Annotated in this window: 18 protein-coding genes; 10 read left to right on the top strand and 8 right to left on the bottom strand. The window is 66.7% G+C overall.

The window, feature by feature from the left end; all coding sequences use genetic code 11:
* Positions 1–61: 61 nt before the first annotated feature.
* From ACRB8A_RS18415 to rraA, 3 genes are all read right to left on the bottom strand, one after another.
* Entirely contained in the window at positions 62–1,501 is a 1,440-nt protein-coding gene (locus tag ACRB8A_RS18415) for a sugar porter family MFS transporter (RefSeq protein WP_050683631.1), read from the bottom strand.
* A 178-nt stretch (positions 1,502–1,679) separates the two neighbouring features.
* Positions 1,680–3,329: an MDR family MFS transporter gene (locus ACRB8A_RS18410; protein ID WP_050683590.1), complete on the bottom strand. Its 1,650-nt coding sequence runs from the start codon at positions 3,327–3,329 to the stop codon at positions 1,680–1,682.
* Between the two features lie 109 nt (positions 3,330–3,438).
* Complete coding sequence (rraA, locus tag ACRB8A_RS18405) at positions 3,439–3,936, bottom strand: ribonuclease E activity regulator RraA (protein WP_050683589.1); 498 nt, start codon at positions 3,934–3,936, stop codon at positions 3,439–3,441.
* 118 nt (positions 3,937–4,054) lie between these two features.
* On the opposite strand from rraA, the gene ACRB8A_RS18400 reads away from it, so the two are divergent.
* The 6 genes from ACRB8A_RS18400 (at position 4,055) to ACRB8A_RS18375 (ending at position 9,541) form a co-directional block, all read left to right on the top strand.
* Entirely contained in the window at positions 4,055–5,353 is a 1,299-nt protein-coding gene (locus ACRB8A_RS18400; RefSeq protein ID WP_056599160.1) for an MFS transporter, read from the top strand.
* Positions 5,354–5,478: 125 nt separating this feature from the next.
* On the top strand, positions 5,479–6,087 hold the full coding sequence (locus ACRB8A_RS18395; protein ID WP_050683587.1) for a TetR/AcrR family transcriptional regulator: 609 nt from the start codon (positions 5,479–5,481) through the stop codon (positions 6,085–6,087).
* A gap of 290 nt (positions 6,088–6,377) precedes the next feature.
* A complete protein-coding gene (locus ACRB8A_RS18390) occupies positions 6,378–7,574 on the top strand; it encodes an NAD(P)-dependent malic enzyme (protein WP_050683586.1) in 1,197 nt (398 codons plus the stop codon).
* A gap of 23 nt (positions 7,575–7,597) precedes the next feature.
* Entirely contained in the window at positions 7,598–8,101 is a 504-nt protein-coding gene (locus ACRB8A_RS18385) for a DUF456 domain-containing protein (RefSeq protein WP_285241351.1), read from the top strand.
* Positions 8,102–8,140: 39 nt separating this feature from the next.
* Positions 8,141–8,545 carry a nuclear transport factor 2 family protein gene (locus ACRB8A_RS18380; protein ID WP_285241352.1) on the top strand — a complete coding sequence of 135 codons (405 nt, stop codon included), beginning with the start codon at positions 8,141–8,143 and terminating at the stop codon, positions 8,543–8,545.
* 9 nt (positions 8,546–8,554) lie between these two features.
* Entirely contained in the window at positions 8,555–9,541 is a 987-nt protein-coding gene (locus tag ACRB8A_RS18375; protein ID WP_285241353.1) for a hypothetical protein, read from the top strand.
* Here the strand turns inward: ACRB8A_RS18375 and ACRB8A_RS18370 are convergent.
* On the bottom strand, positions 9,538–10,173 hold the full coding sequence (locus ACRB8A_RS18370; protein ID WP_050683582.1) for a LysE family translocator: 636 nt from the start codon (positions 10,171–10,173) through the stop codon (positions 9,538–9,540). The genes ACRB8A_RS18375 and ACRB8A_RS18370 overlap by 4 nt on opposite strands.
* Positions 10,174–10,254: 81 nt before the next feature.
* Here ACRB8A_RS18370 and ACRB8A_RS18365 point away from each other — a divergent pair, with 81 nt between their 5' ends.
* Positions 10,255–10,710, top strand: coding sequence for an Lrp/AsnC family transcriptional regulator (locus ACRB8A_RS18365; RefSeq protein ID WP_082178095.1), 456 nt, complete (start codon positions 10,255–10,257; stop codon positions 10,708–10,710).
* 18 nt (positions 10,711–10,728) lie between these two features.
* Here ACRB8A_RS18365 and ACRB8A_RS18360 read toward each other — a convergent pair whose 3' ends face one another.
* The 3 genes from ACRB8A_RS18360 to ACRB8A_RS18350 all read right to left on the bottom strand — a co-directional run bounded on the left by ACRB8A_RS18360 (position 10,729) and on the right by ACRB8A_RS18350 (position 13,413).
* A complete protein-coding gene (locus ACRB8A_RS18360; protein WP_056599145.1) occupies positions 10,729–11,394 on the bottom strand; it encodes a hypothetical protein in 666 nt (221 codons plus the stop codon).
* A complete protein-coding gene (locus tag ACRB8A_RS18355; RefSeq protein WP_285241354.1) occupies positions 11,391–12,872 on the bottom strand; it encodes a WXG100 family type VII secretion target in 1,482 nt (493 codons plus the stop codon). The genes ACRB8A_RS18360 and ACRB8A_RS18355 overlap by 4 nt, the downstream gene beginning before the upstream one ends.
* 82 nt (positions 12,873–12,954) lie before the next feature.
* On the bottom strand, positions 12,955–13,413 hold the full coding sequence (locus ACRB8A_RS18350; protein ID WP_050683579.1) for an Lrp/AsnC family transcriptional regulator: 459 nt from the start codon (positions 13,411–13,413) through the stop codon (positions 12,955–12,957).
* A gap of 412 nt (positions 13,414–13,825) precedes the next feature.
* Here ACRB8A_RS18350 and gluQRS point away from each other — a divergent pair, with 412 nt between their 5' ends.
* From gluQRS to ACRB8A_RS18335, 3 genes are read left to right on the top strand one after another with little or no spacing between them, the layout of a single operon-like run.
* Entirely contained in the window at positions 13,826–14,731 is a 906-nt protein-coding gene (gene gluQRS / locus ACRB8A_RS18345; protein WP_056599138.1) for a tRNA glutamyl-Q(34) synthetase GluQRS, read from the top strand.
* 47 nt (positions 14,732–14,778) lie between these two features.
* Entirely contained in the window at positions 14,779–14,979 is a 201-nt protein-coding gene (locus ACRB8A_RS18340; RefSeq protein WP_235504714.1) for an AsnC family protein, read from the top strand.
* A gap of 22 nt (positions 14,980–15,001) precedes the next feature.
* On the top strand, positions 15,002–15,649 hold the full coding sequence (locus tag ACRB8A_RS18335) for an HD domain-containing protein (protein ID WP_056599133.1): 648 nt from the start codon (positions 15,002–15,004) through the stop codon (positions 15,647–15,649).
* On the opposite strand, the gene ACRB8A_RS18330 is transcribed toward ACRB8A_RS18335, so the two are convergent.
* Positions 15,627–16,889: a low temperature requirement protein A gene (locus ACRB8A_RS18330; RefSeq protein ID WP_056599130.1), complete on the bottom strand. Its 1,263-nt coding sequence runs from the start codon at positions 16,887–16,889 to the stop codon at positions 15,627–15,629. The genes ACRB8A_RS18335 and ACRB8A_RS18330 overlap by 23 nt on opposite strands.

The raw sequence follows: 16,889 nt of genomic DNA, 5'->3' as shown, positions 1-16,889 counted from the left end.
GGGATGGTTCAACCGGGGACGCCGCCGGAAGGATGACGCCGGGAGGATGAGGGCCGGGGGATCAGCCCTTTTTGGAGCCCTTGGCCACAAACAGGGTTTCCGCCTGCTCCAGCGACATGCCGTTGGTCTCCGGGACCTTGAACATCACAAAGAAGAAGGACGCCGCCGCGAACAGTGCGTACATGGCGTAGGTCAGCGGCAGCGAGCCGGCTGCCATGACCGGGAAGCTGAGGGTGATGGCGAAGTTTGCCACCCACTGCGCTGCTGCCGCCACACCCAAGGCGCGGGCCCGGATCCGGGACGGGAAGATCTCGCCCAGCAGCACCCACACCAGCGGTCCCCAGGAGGCGCCGAAGCTGACCACAAAGATGTTGGCGGCCACCAGTGCCACCGGCCCCCAGGCGCCGGGCAGGGTGATGTCCTCACCAGAACCGGTGGCCGAGGAGAACGCTAGGGCCATGGTGCCCAGGGAGACCGCCATGCCGATGGAACCGGTCAGCAAAATGGGGCGGCGGCCGATCCGGTCCACCAGGGCAATGGCAACCAGGGTCACCAGGATGTTGGTGACAGCCGTAGCCACGGAGATGGTGAGGGAGTCCTCCTCGCGGAAGCCCACCGCCTTCCAGAGCGTGGTGGAGTAGTAGAAGATCACGTTGATGCCCACGAACTGCTGCAGCACGGACAGGGTAATACCCACCCAGACCACTGCCTGCAGGCCGAAGGTCTTTCCGCGCAGCGAGCCCTTCTGGCCGGCCAGCTTGTCCTCTTCGATGGCATCCCGGATTTCCCGGATCTGCCGGTCGGTATCCTCGGCGGGGGCAATGGTGCCGAACACCTTGCGGGCCTCGTCCTCCTTGCCCAGGAACACCAGGAAGCGCGGTGACTCGGGAAGCGTGAAGGCCACCCAGCCGTACACAACGGCCGGAACGGCTGCGGCCAGGAACATCCACCGCCAGGCTTCGATTCCCAGCCAGAAGGGCTGGTCGGCGCCGCCGGCGGTGTTGGCGAAGAGTGCGTCGGAAAGCAGTGCGGCAAAGATGCCGGTGGTGATGGCCAGCTGCTGCAGCGAGGCCAGCCGGCCGCGGACCTTGCGGGGGGAGATCTCGGAGATATACGCCGGCGCGATCACTGACGCCAGGCCGATGCCCAGGCCGCCCACCAGGCGCCAGAAGACCAGGTCCCAGACACTGAAGGCGAACCCGGTGCCGATGGCGCTGACCAGGAAGAGCAGTGCGCCCAGCTTCATGGCGGGGATGCGGCCGTAGCGGTCCGCCACCTTACCGGCAAGGTAGGCGCCCACGGCGCAGCCCAGGAGGGCGATGGCCACGGCGAACCCGGTGACGGCCTCGGAGAGCGCGAATTCATCCTTCATTGCGTCCACGGCACCGTTGACCACGGACGAGTCGAAGCCGAACAGGAATCCGCCCACTGCGCCTGCGAGCGCCAGCCAGATCACCCGCCGCGGGATTTTGGCGTTTGACTGCTCCTGGTCAGTGGGCATGGTGCTCCCTGGGTTGTTGGGATGGAGGTGTGTGGCGCGGACGTCGTCGGCTGCGGGTGCGGCGGTCAGGGCCGGAGCACAGGGAACAGTGTTCCACGCCCCGGCCCCCTGTTCCACTCCGGACCCGTTTGCCGGGGTCCGCGGGCACCCTGCTCCCCGCCCCGGCCCGGCTGCTGCGCTAGTGCGCTGCTGCCGATTCGCGGGCCGCCTTGGGATCCGTCAGTTTCTTGTTGGGCAGGGCGAAGCTGATGAGGAACGCAATGCCGGTCAGGACGGCCGCGGTCAGCATCACGGCGTCGATCGCGTAGGCGAAACCTTCGGTGATGGGGCGGGTGAGGACGCTGTTGGCGGTGTGCAGCCAGCTGGTGTCGTTCAGGGAGTCGTTGGAGGCGCCGTTCTGGAAGAACTCGTAGAGTTTGGCGTTGGCGGGGTCCGCGGCCACCGCCGGGTCCTTCAGGACTGCCTGGTAGTCGGCGCTGCCCATGGCGGACTTCATGCCGTCCGCGATCCGGCCGGCCGCCACGCTGAACAGCATGGAGATGAACACTGCAGTGCCCACTGCGCCGCCCATGGACCGGAAGAACGCAGCGGAAGACGTTCCCACGCCCATGTCCCTGGCCGGGACGGAAACCTGCATGGCAAGAGTCAGCGGCTGCATGCAGAAGCCCAGGCCCATGCCGAAGAACACAGCGATCAGGCCGGGCACCCAGAGGCCGGTGTCCACGCCCAGGACCGTTCCCATCACCAGGGCGGACGCCGTGAGGATGGCCGTGCCCAGGATGGGGAAGATCCGGTATGTGCCCGACGCCGAGATGGTCCGTCCGGCGGTGATGGAACCGGTGAGGATGCCCACGGTGAACGTGATCATCATCAGGCCGGCTTCGGTGGGGGTGAGGCCCTTGACCAGCTGCAGGTACATGGGGAGCATGGCGATGGCGCCGAACATGCCGATGCCGATGATGAAGTTCAGCAGCGAGGACAGGCCGAATGTGGCGTTCCGGAACAGCCGCAGCGGGATCAGTGCGTAGTCGCCGGCCCGCTTTTCGGCCAGGATGAACCACACGATCCCGGCAACCCCCAGCCCGTAGCAAAGGAACGAATTGGCGGACGCCCAGCCCCAGCTGCGGCCCTGCTCGGCCACCAGCAGGAGCGGGACGATGGCCAGCGTGATGGCGGCTGCGCCCCAGTAGTCGATCTTCTGCTTGACGTGCTTGGCGGGCAGGTGGAGGAACAGGAACACCACGGTGAGCGCGGCCAGGCCGATGGGCAGGTTGATGAAGAACACCCAGCGCCAGCCGTCAAAGCCCAGGATGTTGGCCGAGCCGGCAAACGCGCCACCCACCACGGGACCCAGCACCGAGGAGATGCCGAAGACGGACATAAAGTAGCCCTGGTACTTGGCCCGGTCCTTGAGGGAAACGATGTCGCCGATGATGGTCAGCGCCAGTGCCAGCAGGCCGCCGGCGCCCAGTCCCTGGACGCCGCGGGCGATCGCCAGTTCGGTCATCGAGTGCACCGAACCCGCGTAGAGGGAGCCCACCAGGAAGATCACGATCGCTGCCAGGTACAGCGGCCGGCGGCCGAAAATGTCGCTCAGCTTGCCGTAGAGGGGGGTGGTGACGGTGGAGGTGATCAGGTACGCGGTGGTGGCCCACGCCTGGAGGGAGAGCCCGTCCAGGTCGTTGGCGATGGTGTAAATGGACGTGGACACGATGGTCTGGTCCAGGGATGCCAGGAACATGCCCAGCATCAATCCCACCATCACGGTGACAATCTGGCGCTGGGTCAGCGCTTCGCCGGCAGGGCGCGCCGTGGTGGCTTTGGACATGGGGTCTCCAGGAAGTAAAAGGGGGATGCAGCATTGATAGTTGCTTTCAGTAACTATCTTACTCCCGCATTTCTTCCCGTGACGGAAAAAAACTTTCCGGACCTCCGCGTCAGGGGGCGACGAGGATGCCGTCCGGATCGCACCATACAGTGGCACCCGGCCGGAACGTCACGCCGTCGATGACCACTTCAACATCCACTTCACCCGCGCCGGCCTTGGCACTTTTTTTCGGGTTGCTGCCCAGTGCCTTGACGCCCAGGTCCAGTTCCGAGATTGCCGCGCGGTCACGGATCGCCCCGTTGATCACGACGCCGGCCCAACCGTTGGCAACAGCGCTTTCGGCAATCATGTCCCCCATCAGCGCCGTGCCCAGCGAGCCGCCGCCGTCCACTACCAGCACCGCGCCGTTGCCCGGGGTGGCCAGGGTGGACTTGACCAGGGCGTTGTCCTGGAAACACCGGACAGTCCGCACGGGACCGCTGAAGTGGGTGCGGCCGCCCAGGGACTGGAACTGCAGCGCCACGGACGCCAGTTCGTCGCCGCGCTCGTCGTAAAGATCCGCGGTGTTGACGCCGGTACCCGCCCCTGGCGTGGCTGCTTCGCTCATGGTGTTCTCCTCGATGCCTGGCTTGACGCTGAAATTCCAGGCCGTATGACAAACGGCCCGCTACCGCCCACGATAGTCTGATTTTCCGACCCGCCGCCCCTGTCAGGAGAGCACCATCATGAGCCCGTCCGACCCTTCCGCGCCGCCGGATCCTGCCGCGGCTGATGCTACGGCGCTGCCTCCTGCAGCGGCAGCGCTGTCGGAACCCACGCAGAAGGTCACTGCCCGGTGGGTGACGGGCCTGGTCCTGGTGAATGTGGGCATCAATGCCGCGTTCTTTGGCCCCATCAACATCTTCATCGGCCAGCAGGCCATCGCCATTGACGCGCCCAGCAAGGAAGCCATCCTTTCACTGGTCACTGGCTGCGGCGCAGCCGTGTCCCTGGTGGCCAACCCGCTGTTCGGCGCCTTCTCGGACCGCACCACGTCACGCTTTGGCCGCCGCGCCCCGTGGGTGCTGGCCGGTGCCATCCTGGCCACCGCGGCGTTGCTGGCCATGTCAGGTGCCGTCACCGTGGCCATGATGGTGCTTTTCTGGTGCCTGGTCCAGCTTGGCGCCAATGCCGCGTACGCGGCCATCACCGCCGCCGTCCCGGACAGGGTGCCGCTCAAGCAGCGCGGTGGTGTGGGCGGGCTTGCCGCCATGGGCCAGACCCTGGGAATCCTGACCGGCGCTGTCTTCGGAGCTGTGGTCACCGGAAACTACATGGTGGGGTACTGGCTGTGCGCGGCCGCCTTGCTGCTCTCGGTGCTGCCCTACATCTTCCACCGGAACGATCCACCCCTGCCCGCGGCAGGGCTCCGGGCCTTCCGGCCGCGCACCTTCATCAAGGGCTTCTATATCAGCCCTTTTGTGTACCCCGACTTTGCCTGGGCCTGGCTCACCCGCTTCCTGGTCAATGTGGGCAACCAGTTGACCATCGTGTACCTCCTGTTTTTCCTCCGCGACGTCATAGGCCACCAGGATCCCGCCACCGGCGTCCTGGTCCTGACGGGCATTTACGCGGTGATGGTCATGATCACCGCAGTCATCGCCGGACCCTGGAGCGACCGGGTGGGCAGGCGGAAGCCGTTCGTCATCGGATCATCCATCATCATCGCGATGGCGGGCGCCATCATGGCGTTTTTCCCGGTCTGGCCCGGCGCGCTCGCCGGTGCCGCCGTCCTGGGTATCGGGTTCGGGGCCTATTTGGCCGTGGACTTTGCCCTGTTGACCCAGGTCCTGCCATTCGCCGTGGACCGGGGCAAGGACATGGGCGTTATTAATATTGCCAACTCGCTGCCCCAGATGGTGGCGCCGCTCGTTGCCTATCTTTCGGTGCGTCAATTCGGCGGCTACGTCACGCTGTTCAGCACGGCGGCTGTGATCGGCCTGCTGGGTGCCGTGTTTGTCCTCAAAATCAAAAACGTGGACTGAGCCGCATCAACACCGTGGACTGAACCCGGAAAGTTACCCTGCCGTATAGTTGAAGCGGATCGCAGGCGGCACGTGATGGGGACGCTCCGTGCTGCTGCACCGCCACACACAACCCCGGAATATTGATGCCTGAGACCACTCCAGACCATCCGCCCATGGCTGAAATGCCTTCTGCCCCGCGGCAACGCCTGCGGTACCTGCGCATCCTCGATGCTGCTGCCGGCCCCGCGCGCAAAGGCCTGGACGCCGTGGACCTTCCTGAGGTGGCGGAAAGGTCGGACGTTCCGCTGGGCACCGTGTGCCGCTATTTTCCCACCCCCACCCACCTGATGCTCGCCCTTTACCGGCACCAGCTGGGGGAGCTGCGGGCTGCCGCGCCCAAGCCATCGGCACGCCGGGGCGGCCGGATGCTGACCGGTGCGGTGATGGAAGTCTTCCACCTGCGCGTGATGCAGCCCGCCGTGGAGCAGTGCCTGGTCCGTGGCGTCTACCTTCCGGAGCTGGACACCACCGCCCTGCTGCAGGACACGGACTCGCTCGCAGGGAAACTCATTATTGATGCCGGCGGGGATGCCACCACCGCCCGGCTGCTGCTCCCCGCCATCACCGGTCTGGTCCAGTCCGTGCGGAACCGCCGGCTGTCCCTCTTCGAGGCGGAGGAAGACCTGAAGAAGGCCTGCGCGCGCCTGGCTCCGGCCGTCGACACCGGCCTCACCCTGCCTCGGACGGCGTAACCGGTCTAGACCAATCCGGAAATAAATCATCCATAATGCCGTGATAACCGTCACTTAAGTCCCAAATGTGGCCCCCGAGGTGTGTTTGGCAGCGCGGAAGACCATTCAGCGTCCTCCCGTTGCCTAGCATGGAGTAACGGAGCGGCCGGGAGGATCCATCCCTTGCCGTTCCGGGTTCTGCAGACTTCCGGACCCGCACCCCAGGGCCCGCCGCACCCATCACCTGCGCCCCGCCCGCCCGGGCCGGAGCCCCCATGCCGTGCGCCCACGGCAGACCAGGAGACAACGACGTGTCCATTGACGCAGCCACAGCCATCGACAATTCCGCAGCCACAGACCTGACCGAGGCCGAGATCTTCGACGCCCACCGGGGTGGCAAGCTCTCCATCACCAGCACGGTGCCGCTGACCAACAAGCGGGACCTGTCCATCGCCTACACCCCCGGCGTGGCCGAGGTCAGCCGGGCCATCCACAGGAATCCGGAACTGGCCCGCACCCTCACCTGGGCCGAGCGGCTGGTGGTTGTGGTCAGCGACGGGACCGCCGTCCTGGGCCTGGGCAACATCGGCCCCAGCGCCTCGCTCCCCGTGATGGAGGGCAAATCCGCCCTGTTCAAGACCTTCGGCGACCTCGACTCCATCCCGCTGGTGCTGAACACCACCGATGTTGACGAGATCGTGGAGACCCTGGTCCGGCTACGCCCCAGCTTTGGTGCCGTGAACCTCGAGGACGTCGCGGCGCCCCGGTGCTTCGAGCTTGAGGAGAAGCTCATCGAAGCCCTGGACTGCCCTGTGATGCATGATGACCAGCACGGCACAGCAGTGGTGGCCCTGGCCGCACTGACCAATGCCGCCAAAGTCACCGGCCGCGAACTTGGTCAACTGCGCGTTGTGGTGTCCGGCGCCGGGGCGGCCGGCATCGCCGTCGCCGAAATCCTGCTCTCCGCAGGCGTCACCGATGTGGTCCTGCTGGACTCCCGCGGCGTTATCAACAGCGCCCGGCCGGACCTTGCCGGAGCCGCGGGCAAGAAGGCGGAGATCGCCGGCCGCAGCAACCCCCGCGGGGTGGAAGGCGGCCCGGCCGAAGCCCTCGCCGGCGCGGATGTCTTCATCGGCGTTTCCTCCTCCAAGCTGGACGAAACCCACCTGGCCCTGATGAACCGGGACTCCATCGTGTTTGCCCTTTCCAACCCGGACCCGGAAGTCCTCCCCGAAGTCGCCGTGAAGTACGCAGCCGTGGTGGCCACCGGGCGCAGTGACTTCCCCAACCAGATCAACAACGTCCTGGCGTTCCCGGGGATCTTCCGCGGTGCGCTGGATGCCGGCGCCCGCCGGATCACGCCGGCCATGAAGCTGGCCGCGGCCCGGGCCATCGCAGACCTGGCCGCGGCGGACCTGGCTGCAGACTACATCGTTCCGAGCCCGCTGGATCCCCGGGTTGCCCCGGCCGTGACAGCCGCCGTCGCCGCCGCGGTGGAAGCGGGCTAGTTTCCCGGCCATAAACTGGGGGCATGAGCCCGGAAACCCTCGTGACCATCCTGTGCGGCCTGGCCATTGCGGTAGGCGTTGCAGGCACCATCATCCCGGTCCTGCCGGGCAGCATCCTTATTGGCGCCAGCCTCCTGGCCTGGGCCGTCTGGGGCGGCGCCGGCACGGCCGGGTGGGTGGTTTTTGCGGTAGGCATGCTGTTTGTGGTGGCCGGCATGGCGGCCAGCGCCGTCCTGACCGGGCGCAAGCTCAGGCAGCACGCCATTCCCGGCCGCAGCATCATGGCCGGCCTGGCGGCAGCGGTGGTGGGCATGTTCGTCATTCCGGTGGTGGGCCTGTTTGTTGGTTTCGCCGCCGGGCTGCTGGTCAGCGAACTGTTCAGGACCCGGCACTTCCGGACCGCCGCGGCCGGCAGCTGGGCTGCCCTGAAAGCCACCGGCCTGGGCATGCTGGTGGAGTTCGGCCTGGCCGCGCTCGCAGCCAGCACCTGGGTGATCGGCGTATGGGTGGCCGCAGTCAACGGCTAGGCACTTGCCGGGCCGCGGCGCCCGGCGTAGAACGGATGGATGACGGAAAGCACGATGGCCGCCGGACACATCGCGGCGTGGATGGAGCGTTACCAATCGGCGTGGGCCAGCAACCGGCCTGAAGACATCGGCGGCCTTTTCACCGGGGACGCGGTCTACGAGACGCGCCCCCACGATCCGGACCCGTGGCGGGGGCGGCAGGAGATCACCGACAGGTGGCTCGCCGCCAGGGACGAGCCCGGGGCCTGGTCCTTCACCTGGGAGCTGCTGGGTACGGACGGCGCCACTGCCTTCGTCCAAGGGGTCACCGTTTACGTGGAGGGTCCCAGTTACGAGAACCTCTGGGTGGTACGGATGGACGGATCCGGCCGTGCAGCGGCGTTCACCGAGTGGTTCATGGAACGGTCCAAGGGCCCCGCCCCGGGCACCCAGCTCCTTGGATAGCATGGAACCATGACCGTTGGGGATGCCAAACCGATCTATCAGGACACCCGCGACCTCACGCCGTTCGGCACAGCCCAGTTATGGACGCCCGTCCGCGGACTGACGGACAGCGTGGGCGGACTGCTCTCGGGCATGCTGGGCGTCCGCGACTCCGCCCCCCTGGCCGTCGAAGGGGACATCCCGCGGTTGGGCCGGCGCGAATCCCGGACCGCTAAAACCTTCCACCAGGCCGTCTACGCCTCAGGGCGGCCGGACCGGCTCCTTGCCCTGGCCCGGGACCATCCCGGCTGGGCCGGCCTGAGCCATTTGATGGCGGGCCTCCAGTCCTACCGGAATGCCGGCTACCGGCGCGCCTCGGAACTGCTGCGCCGCGGATTCGACCTTCGGAACGACGACGACGCCAACCACTACGCCGTTACGTACCTTTCGCGGGTGGTCACCCGCGTCGAGGTGGCGGAAAAAGTCGAGGTGCCGGTCCTGTTCAGCGAGGAATCGGTGCTGCTGGCCCTCTCGCATGCGCTGCGGGAGACCGGGCGCCTGGAGGATGCGCTGCATGCTGTCAGCTGGCTTCCGCCGTCGCTTCCCTCGGCACTGGCCCGCAGTTCCCTGGCCCTGACGCTGGGCCGGACCGGCGCGGTCATCGCCTGGACGGAAGGCCTGCTGAACGAGGACGACCTGTCTGCTGCCCTGCTGCTGGTGCGGGCCCGGGCCCTGCGCCGGGAGGGCTGGCTGGACGAGGCCCAGGACGCCATCTCCGAAGTCCTGCGGCGGCGGGGCACGGCCATGGTCCTTCGCAACGATGCCATGGCGGACCGCGCAGCGCTGGTCATCGAAATCAGCCGCCGCGGGATGTCCCCCAGGGAATGGTTGCGGAAACCCTCCGAAACGCCAGGCCGGCGGGACATCGACGAGCAGGAACGGATCCGGCGCGACCAGGATTCCCGCCGGATCTGGAAGCAGGAATGGGAACGGCTGGGCGGCGATACGGGGGACTAAAGTCCTGCGGCCAGCGGCAGGACCTGTTCGGCCACGAGTACCGAACCCAGCACCAGCATGATGATCCCGCTGGTCAGGGTCACCACCCTGGCGGCCCCGGGCCTGCTGTGCAGCAGCGTTCGCGAGAGCAGCGCCACCGCCGTGTACACCAGTCCGGCCAGGAGGACAAAGGTCATGCCCAGCACCCCGGACTGCACCGGGACGGGCAAGGCGGCGTCTGCGCTGACAAACTGCGGCACCAGTGCCACGTAGAAGAGCAGTCCCTTGGGGTTGATGCCGCTGGTGCCCATGCCCTGCAGGAATGTCCGCAGCCTGGTACCGCCGCCGGCGTCCGCCGCTGCGAAGCTCGCACCGCGCCAGGACCTGATGGTGCCGGCACCCAGCCAGATCAGGTAGCCGGCGCCGGCCAGGGTCAGCCAGGCCAGCACACCGGGCATGCCGGTCAGCACCACCGCGAGGCCGGCCACCAGCAGGACGGTGTGCAGGACATATCCGCTGCACAGCCCGGCCACCGCGGGGACAAAGCTGCGCTGCCGCAGGCCGGCCGTGATGGAGTAGGCCCAGTCCACGCCGGGGGTGCAGGCCAGGGCGGCAGCCACCAGCACAAACGCAAGAAACAGTTGGGGGTTCACAGGAGAAACTTTAGGAAAGATCGCGCCATAAGTGCTGTCCGGTTTTAGCCCTGATGGACGCCGCGACAGTACGCTTATTGCGTGATTGACCATATTGACAGGAATATTTTGCGCCACCTGCAGGAGGATGGCCGGATGACGGCCACGGCGCTGGCCGCGAAGGTGGGCCTGACCGTGGCGCCGTGCCACCGCCGGCTCCGTGACCTGGAGCGCTCAGGTGTGATCCGCGGTTACAAGGCGGACGTGGACCCGGCCGCTGTGGGCCTGGGGTTCGAAGCGATTGTGTTTGTCACCCTCCGCCAAGTGGACCGGGCCACCATGGAGATCTTCGAGAGCCGGGTGGCAGCAAACCCCAACGTGGTGGAGGCCCAGCGGCTCTTTGGTTCGCCGGACTACCTGTTGAAGGTCATCGCGGCCGACCTGCCGGCATACCAGCGGTTCTACGATGCTGAACTGACGTCCCTGCCGGGCGTGGAGCGGCTGACTTCCACGCTGGTGATGAAGAACCTCAAATCCAACGCCGGGCCGCCGGTCTAGGCAGCTGCCGGGACGGGCTCAGCCTGCCGGCAGGACGTGGACGATGATCACCCTGGTGCCTGCGCCGCCGTCGTACCTGAGGTCGTAGGTGATTTCCAGCCCCGTGGCGTTTCCGGATGTCAGGGAGAAGTCGCTTTTGGCATCCGGGGCAGCCTCGGCGCTGCTGATCCACCGCTCCGCCGAGCCGCTGTCGATGCCGTAGCGCCGGACCCCATCGCGGACCAGGCTGAAGTAGTCGGCTGCCGAGTCCGCCGTGAGGAAGTAGGTGACCTCGCTGAAGTCGGGGCGGCTGCCGGTGGTGTTGAAGCGGATCCGGTCCGTTTCGCCGGAGACCTCCCCGTTGGGCGCCGTGATGGACAGGCTGATTTTCCCGGCGTCGCGGGTGTTGATCTCCGGGCCGTAACTGTCGTCCGTGACGTTGACGGCCGATTTTTCCAGCCGGCCGGAGCTCATGTCCAGCCGCGCGGCCTTCGACTCGCGGATGGTGGCCACGCCGGCGGCGTCGAGGGTGGAGAATTCTGAGGTTGTCACGGTGCTCCCCTGTGAGGTCGGGTCGGTGGAGGTGGGTGGAGCGGCCTGGCAGCCGCCCAGCGTCAGGCCAAGTGCCAGTACGGGCAGGAGCAGGCGGACGACGGCGGTGCCTCGCCGGTGCGGCCGGGCTCCGGTTGTGCGGGTGGCCGTCATTGGTGGACCTCCGCCCCGAAGCCGTCCACAAACCGGTCCATGATGCCTGGGATGTTGTTGATGGGCCGGTACTGCTCCACCCGGTCATCGAAGTCCGAGCCGATGATCTGCGCGGCCCGGTCCGGATCCGTGGCCAGCAGGTCCTGGTAGGCGGGGAGGGTGTCATGGCGGATCAGCTCCCAGCGCTGGTCGGCGTTGGCAATGTTGCCGTCCGGGAAGCCCGTGGTGAAGTCGGTGCGGAACTGGGTGGGGTTGTCCCAGTTGGTGAAGGGGATTTTCTGCGTTCCAGGGCTCTCCACGCTGAAGGTGTACGGGAAGACCTCGGGATAGCTCCGGGCGCCGGGGATGGACGGTTCGCCGGCCAGGGTCACCAGGTAGGTCACGGCTTCCCCACCGGGATGGTTGCTCATGGCGTCGTAGTCATCGGCGATGATCTCGTTTTGCTCGCGGTAGAGCAGGGAGGTGTTTCCTTCCTGGACGCGGCCTGGATCACCGGAATCGATGTCTGCCCAGGCCGCGGCGGTGCCTGGATCGATGGCGCCGGAATCGCGGAGCCGGTTGATCTCGGCCAGTCCGCCGTCCAGGTAGGCCTGGTGCTGCCGGGCCTGGTCCAGGAAGATTTCCTTGTTCATGTCCAGCATGCTGGTTTCATAAAAGCGGATCTCCTCGTCGGTCATCCCCGCGAGGTCCTCGATCTGATCCAGGATGGGCAGCGGGATGTCCGAGACCGGGTTGTCCGCGATCTGTTGGGCCAGGTCGCGCAGCATCGCCATGTCCCGGAATCCGCCGGCGAAGGAAGGGCCGATCATGTTGGCCATTCCCGCCCATTGCAGGTCCGGGTTGGCCAGGTAGGCCTGCCCGTAGAAGTCGTAGACGCTCCTGATGGTTTCCCAGTTCGGTTCGGTGCCCAGGGCGGTGTCCCAGCTGGCAGGGTCGATGCCCATGTCCAGCATTGCCTGGTGGTTCCAGTAGTCGCTGAGGAACGCGGCGTACTCCGGCGAGTTTTTGGAGATCAGGCCCGAATCGGCGGCAGCATCCATGGCAGCTTTCGCTGCAGCGGGGTTGGCCAAGGCCCAGTCCCGGAATTCCTGGCTCTGCAGGTAGGCCTGCCGTTCGGCGGGCGTCATGGCCGCCAGGGTGTTGGTCAGCTCCTGCGCCTTGGCGTCGGCTGGGCCGGTTCCCTGCGGGCCGCCGGATCCGCCGTTCCCGCCGGTGCTGGCCTTCTCCTGCTCATCGGCGTTGGCCAGGACGGCCTTGGCCGCTGCTTCCAGTCCGGCCGTGGCGGAGCGCAGCAGCTTTACATGCGTTCCCGTCCAGTCGCTGCGGAAGCGGTCGCCGTCGCGGCCTTTCCAGGCGCCGGTGCCCACAGTGGTGCTGAGCTGCCGGCACAGGGCCTCGAGCCGGGTCGCTCCACCCGCGAGGTCCCTGGCGAGTCGCCGGAGCTGCGCCACGTCGCCGCCGTAGAAAGTGCCCGTCATGCCTACCCCCGATTGGATGTTCCGTGCAAGCTTAACCGGGATGGGGGCAGGCGGCGATGGGGAGATGTCCCCGTCCCCGCGCTCAGTCCGCCAGCAGCCCGGTGGTGCGGTAGGGAATGACTTCGCGCAGGAACATGCTGGTGGAGGTGCGCACAATGCCCGGGCACAGTCGGATTTCCTCCGATACCCGGTAGAGATCGTCAGGGCTGGTGGCCACCACACGGATCAGCAGGTCTGTGTCCCCGGCGGGCGCGTGGCATTCCAGGACCTCCGGGATCCTGCGCAGGGCGTCGATGGCTTCGTTCAGGTGGCTCTGGTCCAGCTCTGCGCTCACGGCGGCCGCCACCCCGCGCCCCAGCGCCCCCGGAAGGACGCGGCTGCTGTTGGGCCGCAGCGCGCCGGAAGCGCCCATGCGCTCCAGCCGGGACTGCACCGTGCCGCGCGCCAGGCCCAGTTTCTGTGCCAGCACCATGATGGGAACCCGCGGGTCAGCATCCAGGGCCCGGAGGATCCGCCGGTCCGTTGCATCAAGTTCCTGCAATCTGTTCAACTCCTGCCGGTCGACTGTGTGCTTATTGGTCAATCTGATCAAGGATAAGCCAGCCTCTTGCACCAACTGTAGGTCTCTTGCTGAAATAGTGGCAACAGGGCAGCGGCTACCGCCAAACCCGCAGGCTGACGGCCTTCCGGCACACACCACCCGGACGCGCTGGATCCGCTTCCCGCAAGGAGGCCGCCCGCTGATTGACTCTTGTTCACGCATCGTCTCTCCGCGCCGCCCACGGCAAGGGCCCCTGAGCCACCGACGTCCGGTCACCGGAGCATCGGTAGCTGAGGGGCCCTTGTGCTGTGCGGTCGAGGTGCGGCTGTGCGGTCGAGATGGGGCTATGCAGCGGGAACGCGGCTGCGCAGCCTGTGCGGACCGGCGATGCCCTTCCGCATAGGCTTGAACCATGGATTCCGCCGGCCGCTTTGCTCCCAGCCCTTCGGGTGACCTGCATGTGGGCAACCTGCGCACGGCAGTCCTGGCCTGGCTTTTCGCCAGGTCCACGGGCCGGAAGTTCCTGCTGCGCGTGGAGGACCTGGACCGGGCCCGGGCGGGGTCCGAAGCGGCGCAGTTGAGGGATCTGGCTGCCGTGGGACTGACCTGGGACGGCGCTGCAGTCCGGCAAACGGACCGCGGAGCGCTTTATGCTGCTGCCCTGGATGGACTTGAGGCGGCTGGACTGACGTATGAGTGTTTTTGCACCCGGCGGGAAATCCAGGAGGCGCCGTCTGCGCCGCACGCGCCGCAGGGCGCCTATCCGGGCACCTGTCGGAACCTTATGGGCCCTGAGCGGGCCGAAAAGCGCGCCATGCGCCCGGCTGCCATCAGGTTGCGCGCCGGAGTTTCGGCCATCATGGTCCACGACCGGCTGCACGGGGACTTTACCGGCGTCGTGGACGACTTTGTCCTGCGCCGCAATGACGGCGTCACCGCCTATAACCTGGCAGTGGTTGTGGACGATGCCGAGCAGGGGATCGACCAAGTGGTCCGCGGCGACGACCTGCTCCCATCAACTCCGCGCCAGGCCTACCTCGCGTCCCTCTTGAATATTCCCGTTCCGGAATATGTCCATGTCCCCTTGGTGCTCAATGGCCAGGGAGTGCGGCTGGCCAAGCGCGACGGTGCTGTGACCCTGACGGACCTGGCGGCCGGCGGCGTCCCCGCGGATTCCGTGCGGGACTCCATCCTGTCCTCCCTGGAGCTGCCACCGGGGCCGCTGGGCAACGCCCTGGGGGCCTTTGATCCGGACCGCCTGTCCCGGCAGCCGTGGATCTGGCGGCCACAGGGTCCGCCCTCCGTCAACCTTGGTTGACGATGCCGCGTCCGTCAACTAATGTTGACGGTATGGAGGTGGACCGGATGAAGACATTGGTCGGATCAATGGACGGGATGGGGCCGGCGGCGGCGTTGAACGCCGTGGCCGAGTTGCGGAAGGAAGTCAACAGGACGGAGTCATCGCTGGTCCGGAACGCTCGGCAGGCGGGCCTGTCCTGGGAGGCGATTGCCGTGTGCCTGGGTGTGAGCAAGCAGGCTGTGCACCGCAAGTACGGCAAGCAGTAGCCCCGTCCCATAGGCTGGTTCCATGCAAGACCAACAGCCCGAAGAGTCCATGCCCCGCTTTACCGTCGACACCGCCAGGGTTCTGGCGGAGGTGGCGCACAACCGGCAGAAGGACAAGCTCAAGCGGCCCTACCGGGAGCACGTCCTGGCGGTGGGGGACGCCTTGGCGGATTTCGACGACGACATCCGGATCGCGGGGTACCTGCACGACATTGCCGAGGACACCCCCGTCACCCGTCAGGCGCTGCTGGAAATGGGGGTACCGGAACGGGCCGTCAACATCGTCGAACGCGTCACCACGCGGCTGCACGACGACCCGGACGACTACGCAGCGGTGATCCGCGACATCGCCGGGGACCCCGACGCGGCCCTGGTCAAGATCGCCGACAACGCCCACAACTCGTTGCCGGAACGGGTCAAGGCGCTTGCTGACAAATGGCCGGACAAGCCCCCGGTCACCAAGTACCTGGATGCCCGGCCCGTCCTGTACGCCGCGGTGCCAACAGAAGACATCCGCCTGATCCTGGCCCGGGTCAACCCGTGGCTGCTTGAAGAGCTGGACGACCGCCTGGATGAGGAAGACGCCACGGACTACGAAAACCTGTCCTACGACCAGGCGGGCCCGCACCTGGACGCGGACGGAAATCCTATCGCGGACGGGGAGCGGTAGCCTCCGCCTCCAGCTTTTCCAGGGCGGCGTGGATGCGGCCTGAAGCCCGCAACTCATCAACTGCCACGGAACCGGCGAGGGCCAGGACAATCAGCAGCAGGCACAGGGTGACCGGTACTCCCGCTGCAGCCATGCCAATGCTGGCGGCGAGCAACACCAGCACGCCCGCGGTCACGGCCAGGATGGTTTTGTCGGCGCTTTTCATCATGACGCTGTAGAGCCACGTCAGGGCAGTCTTGAACACGGCAACCGGGATGGCAATGCTGGCAATGACCACCGCGGCATCAACGTGTGCCTCGTGGTTGATGTAGTAGGCAGCCACGTGGAGGCCTGCGCCGGCCGCGGCGATGGCGGCGAAGATGGGGATGTGGCCGTAGCCGAAGAGGTAGGAGCGGTGCCTGCGGACGTGCAGGGCGCGGCCGGCCGGAAGCATAAAGTAGACCCACCACATTCCGAAGGCCAGTGCTGTGCTGCCGAAGCCCACCAGGGCGGCGTCCATGCTCCAGCCGTTGGTTGCCACAATGGCCCGGAGCGTTTCGATGGCGCCGATCAGGCATTCGCCCAGCGCAATGATGGCCAGCAGGCCGTAGCGTTCAGCGATGTGGTGGGCGTGCCAGGGTGTCCGGCTTTTCCGTTCCGCCGCGTACGGGGTGGCCATTTCCAGCACAACCAGCGGGATGGTCAGCATAAAGGTGGTGGCCACGTCCGTCTCCACCAGCAATAGGGCGATCCACCCCACCTGAACTATTGCCAGGTACTTCGCGTAGCGCAGGCACGTTTCCCGGCGGGCAGGGTCCTGCCGGGCGGCCCGGAGCCACTGGGCCACCAGCGCCAGCCGCATCAGCACGTATCCGGCCACCATCACGCGGTTCTCCACATGCTCGCCTTCCACCAGCGAGTGGAACATCGGCTCGATGCCCATGGTCAGGATGAGGACACCCACGATCTGCACCATGGTCACCACCCGGAAGATCCAGTCGTCGGTGTCGTAGGCGCTGGCGAACCAGGTGAAGTTGATCCACGCCCAGATCACCGCAAACATGGCGAAGGAAAACCCCAGCAGGCCGGGTACGAATTTGCCCTCCGCCACCTCATGGGCCAGCTGGCTTCCGGCCACGCCAAAGGCAATGACGAAGGTCAGGTCAAAGAAAAGTTCCAGAGGTGTGGCGGCCCGGTGCTGCTCGTGCGGATCACGGCCACCCATGCGGGAAAGGGCGTGCCGGAGGGGGTTTGAAGACAT

Origin of the sequence: Arthrobacter sp. G.S.26 (assembly GCF_050847375.1) — a bacterium.
Classification (GTDB): Bacteria; Actinomycetota; Actinomycetes; order Actinomycetales; family Micrococcaceae; genus Arthrobacter.
This window is presented reverse-complemented; position numbering and strand designations above follow the sequence as displayed.

What these genes read in the sequence shown, in the direction of transcription:
- ACRB8A_RS18415 (WP_050683631.1), bottom strand. Translation starts at nt 1,501, where the DNA reads ATGCCCACTGACCAGGAGCAGTCAAACGCCAAAATCCCGCGGCGGGTG.
- ACRB8A_RS18410 (WP_050683590.1), bottom strand. Translation starts at nt 3,329, where the DNA reads ATGTCCAAAGCCACCACGGCGCGCCCTGCCGGCGAAGCGCTGACCCAG.
- rraA (WP_050683589.1), bottom strand. Translation starts at nt 3,936, where the DNA reads ATGAGCGAAGCAGCCACGCCAGGGGCGGGTACCGGCGTCAACACCGCG.
- ACRB8A_RS18400 (WP_056599160.1), top strand. Translation starts at nt 4,055, where the DNA reads ATGAGCCCGTCCGACCCTTCCGCGCCGCCGGATCCTGCCGCGGCTGAT.
- ACRB8A_RS18395 (WP_050683587.1), top strand. Translation starts at nt 5,479, where the DNA reads ATGCCTGAGACCACTCCAGACCATCCGCCCATGGCTGAAATGCCTTCT.
- ACRB8A_RS18385 (WP_285241351.1), top strand. Translation starts at nt 7,598, where the DNA reads ATGAGCCCGGAAACCCTCGTGACCATCCTGTGCGGCCTGGCCATTGCG.
- ACRB8A_RS18380 (WP_285241352.1), top strand. Translation starts at nt 8,141, where the DNA reads ATGACGGAAAGCACGATGGCCGCCGGACACATCGCGGCGTGGATGGAG.
- ACRB8A_RS18375 (WP_285241353.1), top strand. Translation starts at nt 8,555, where the DNA reads ATGACCGTTGGGGATGCCAAACCGATCTATCAGGACACCCGCGACCTC.
- ACRB8A_RS18360 (WP_056599145.1), bottom strand. Translation starts at nt 11,394, where the DNA reads ATGACGGCCACCCGCACAACCGGAGCCCGGCCGCACCGGCGAGGCACC.
- ACRB8A_RS18355 (WP_285241354.1), bottom strand. Translation starts at nt 12,872, where the DNA reads ATGACGGGCACTTTCTACGGCGGCGACGTGGCGCAGCTCCGGCGACTC.
- gluQRS (WP_056599138.1), top strand. Translation starts at nt 13,826, where the DNA reads ATGGATTCCGCCGGCCGCTTTGCTCCCAGCCCTTCGGGTGACCTGCAT.
- ACRB8A_RS18340 (WP_235504714.1), top strand. Translation starts at nt 14,779, where the DNA reads ATGAAGACATTGGTCGGATCAATGGACGGGATGGGGCCGGCGGCGGCG.
- ACRB8A_RS18335 (WP_056599133.1), top strand. Translation starts at nt 15,002, where the DNA reads ATGCAAGACCAACAGCCCGAAGAGTCCATGCCCCGCTTTACCGTCGAC.
- ACRB8A_RS18330 (WP_056599130.1), bottom strand. Translation starts at nt 16,889, where the DNA reads ATGTCTTCAAACCCCCTCCGGCACGCCCTTTCCCGCATGGGTGGCCGT.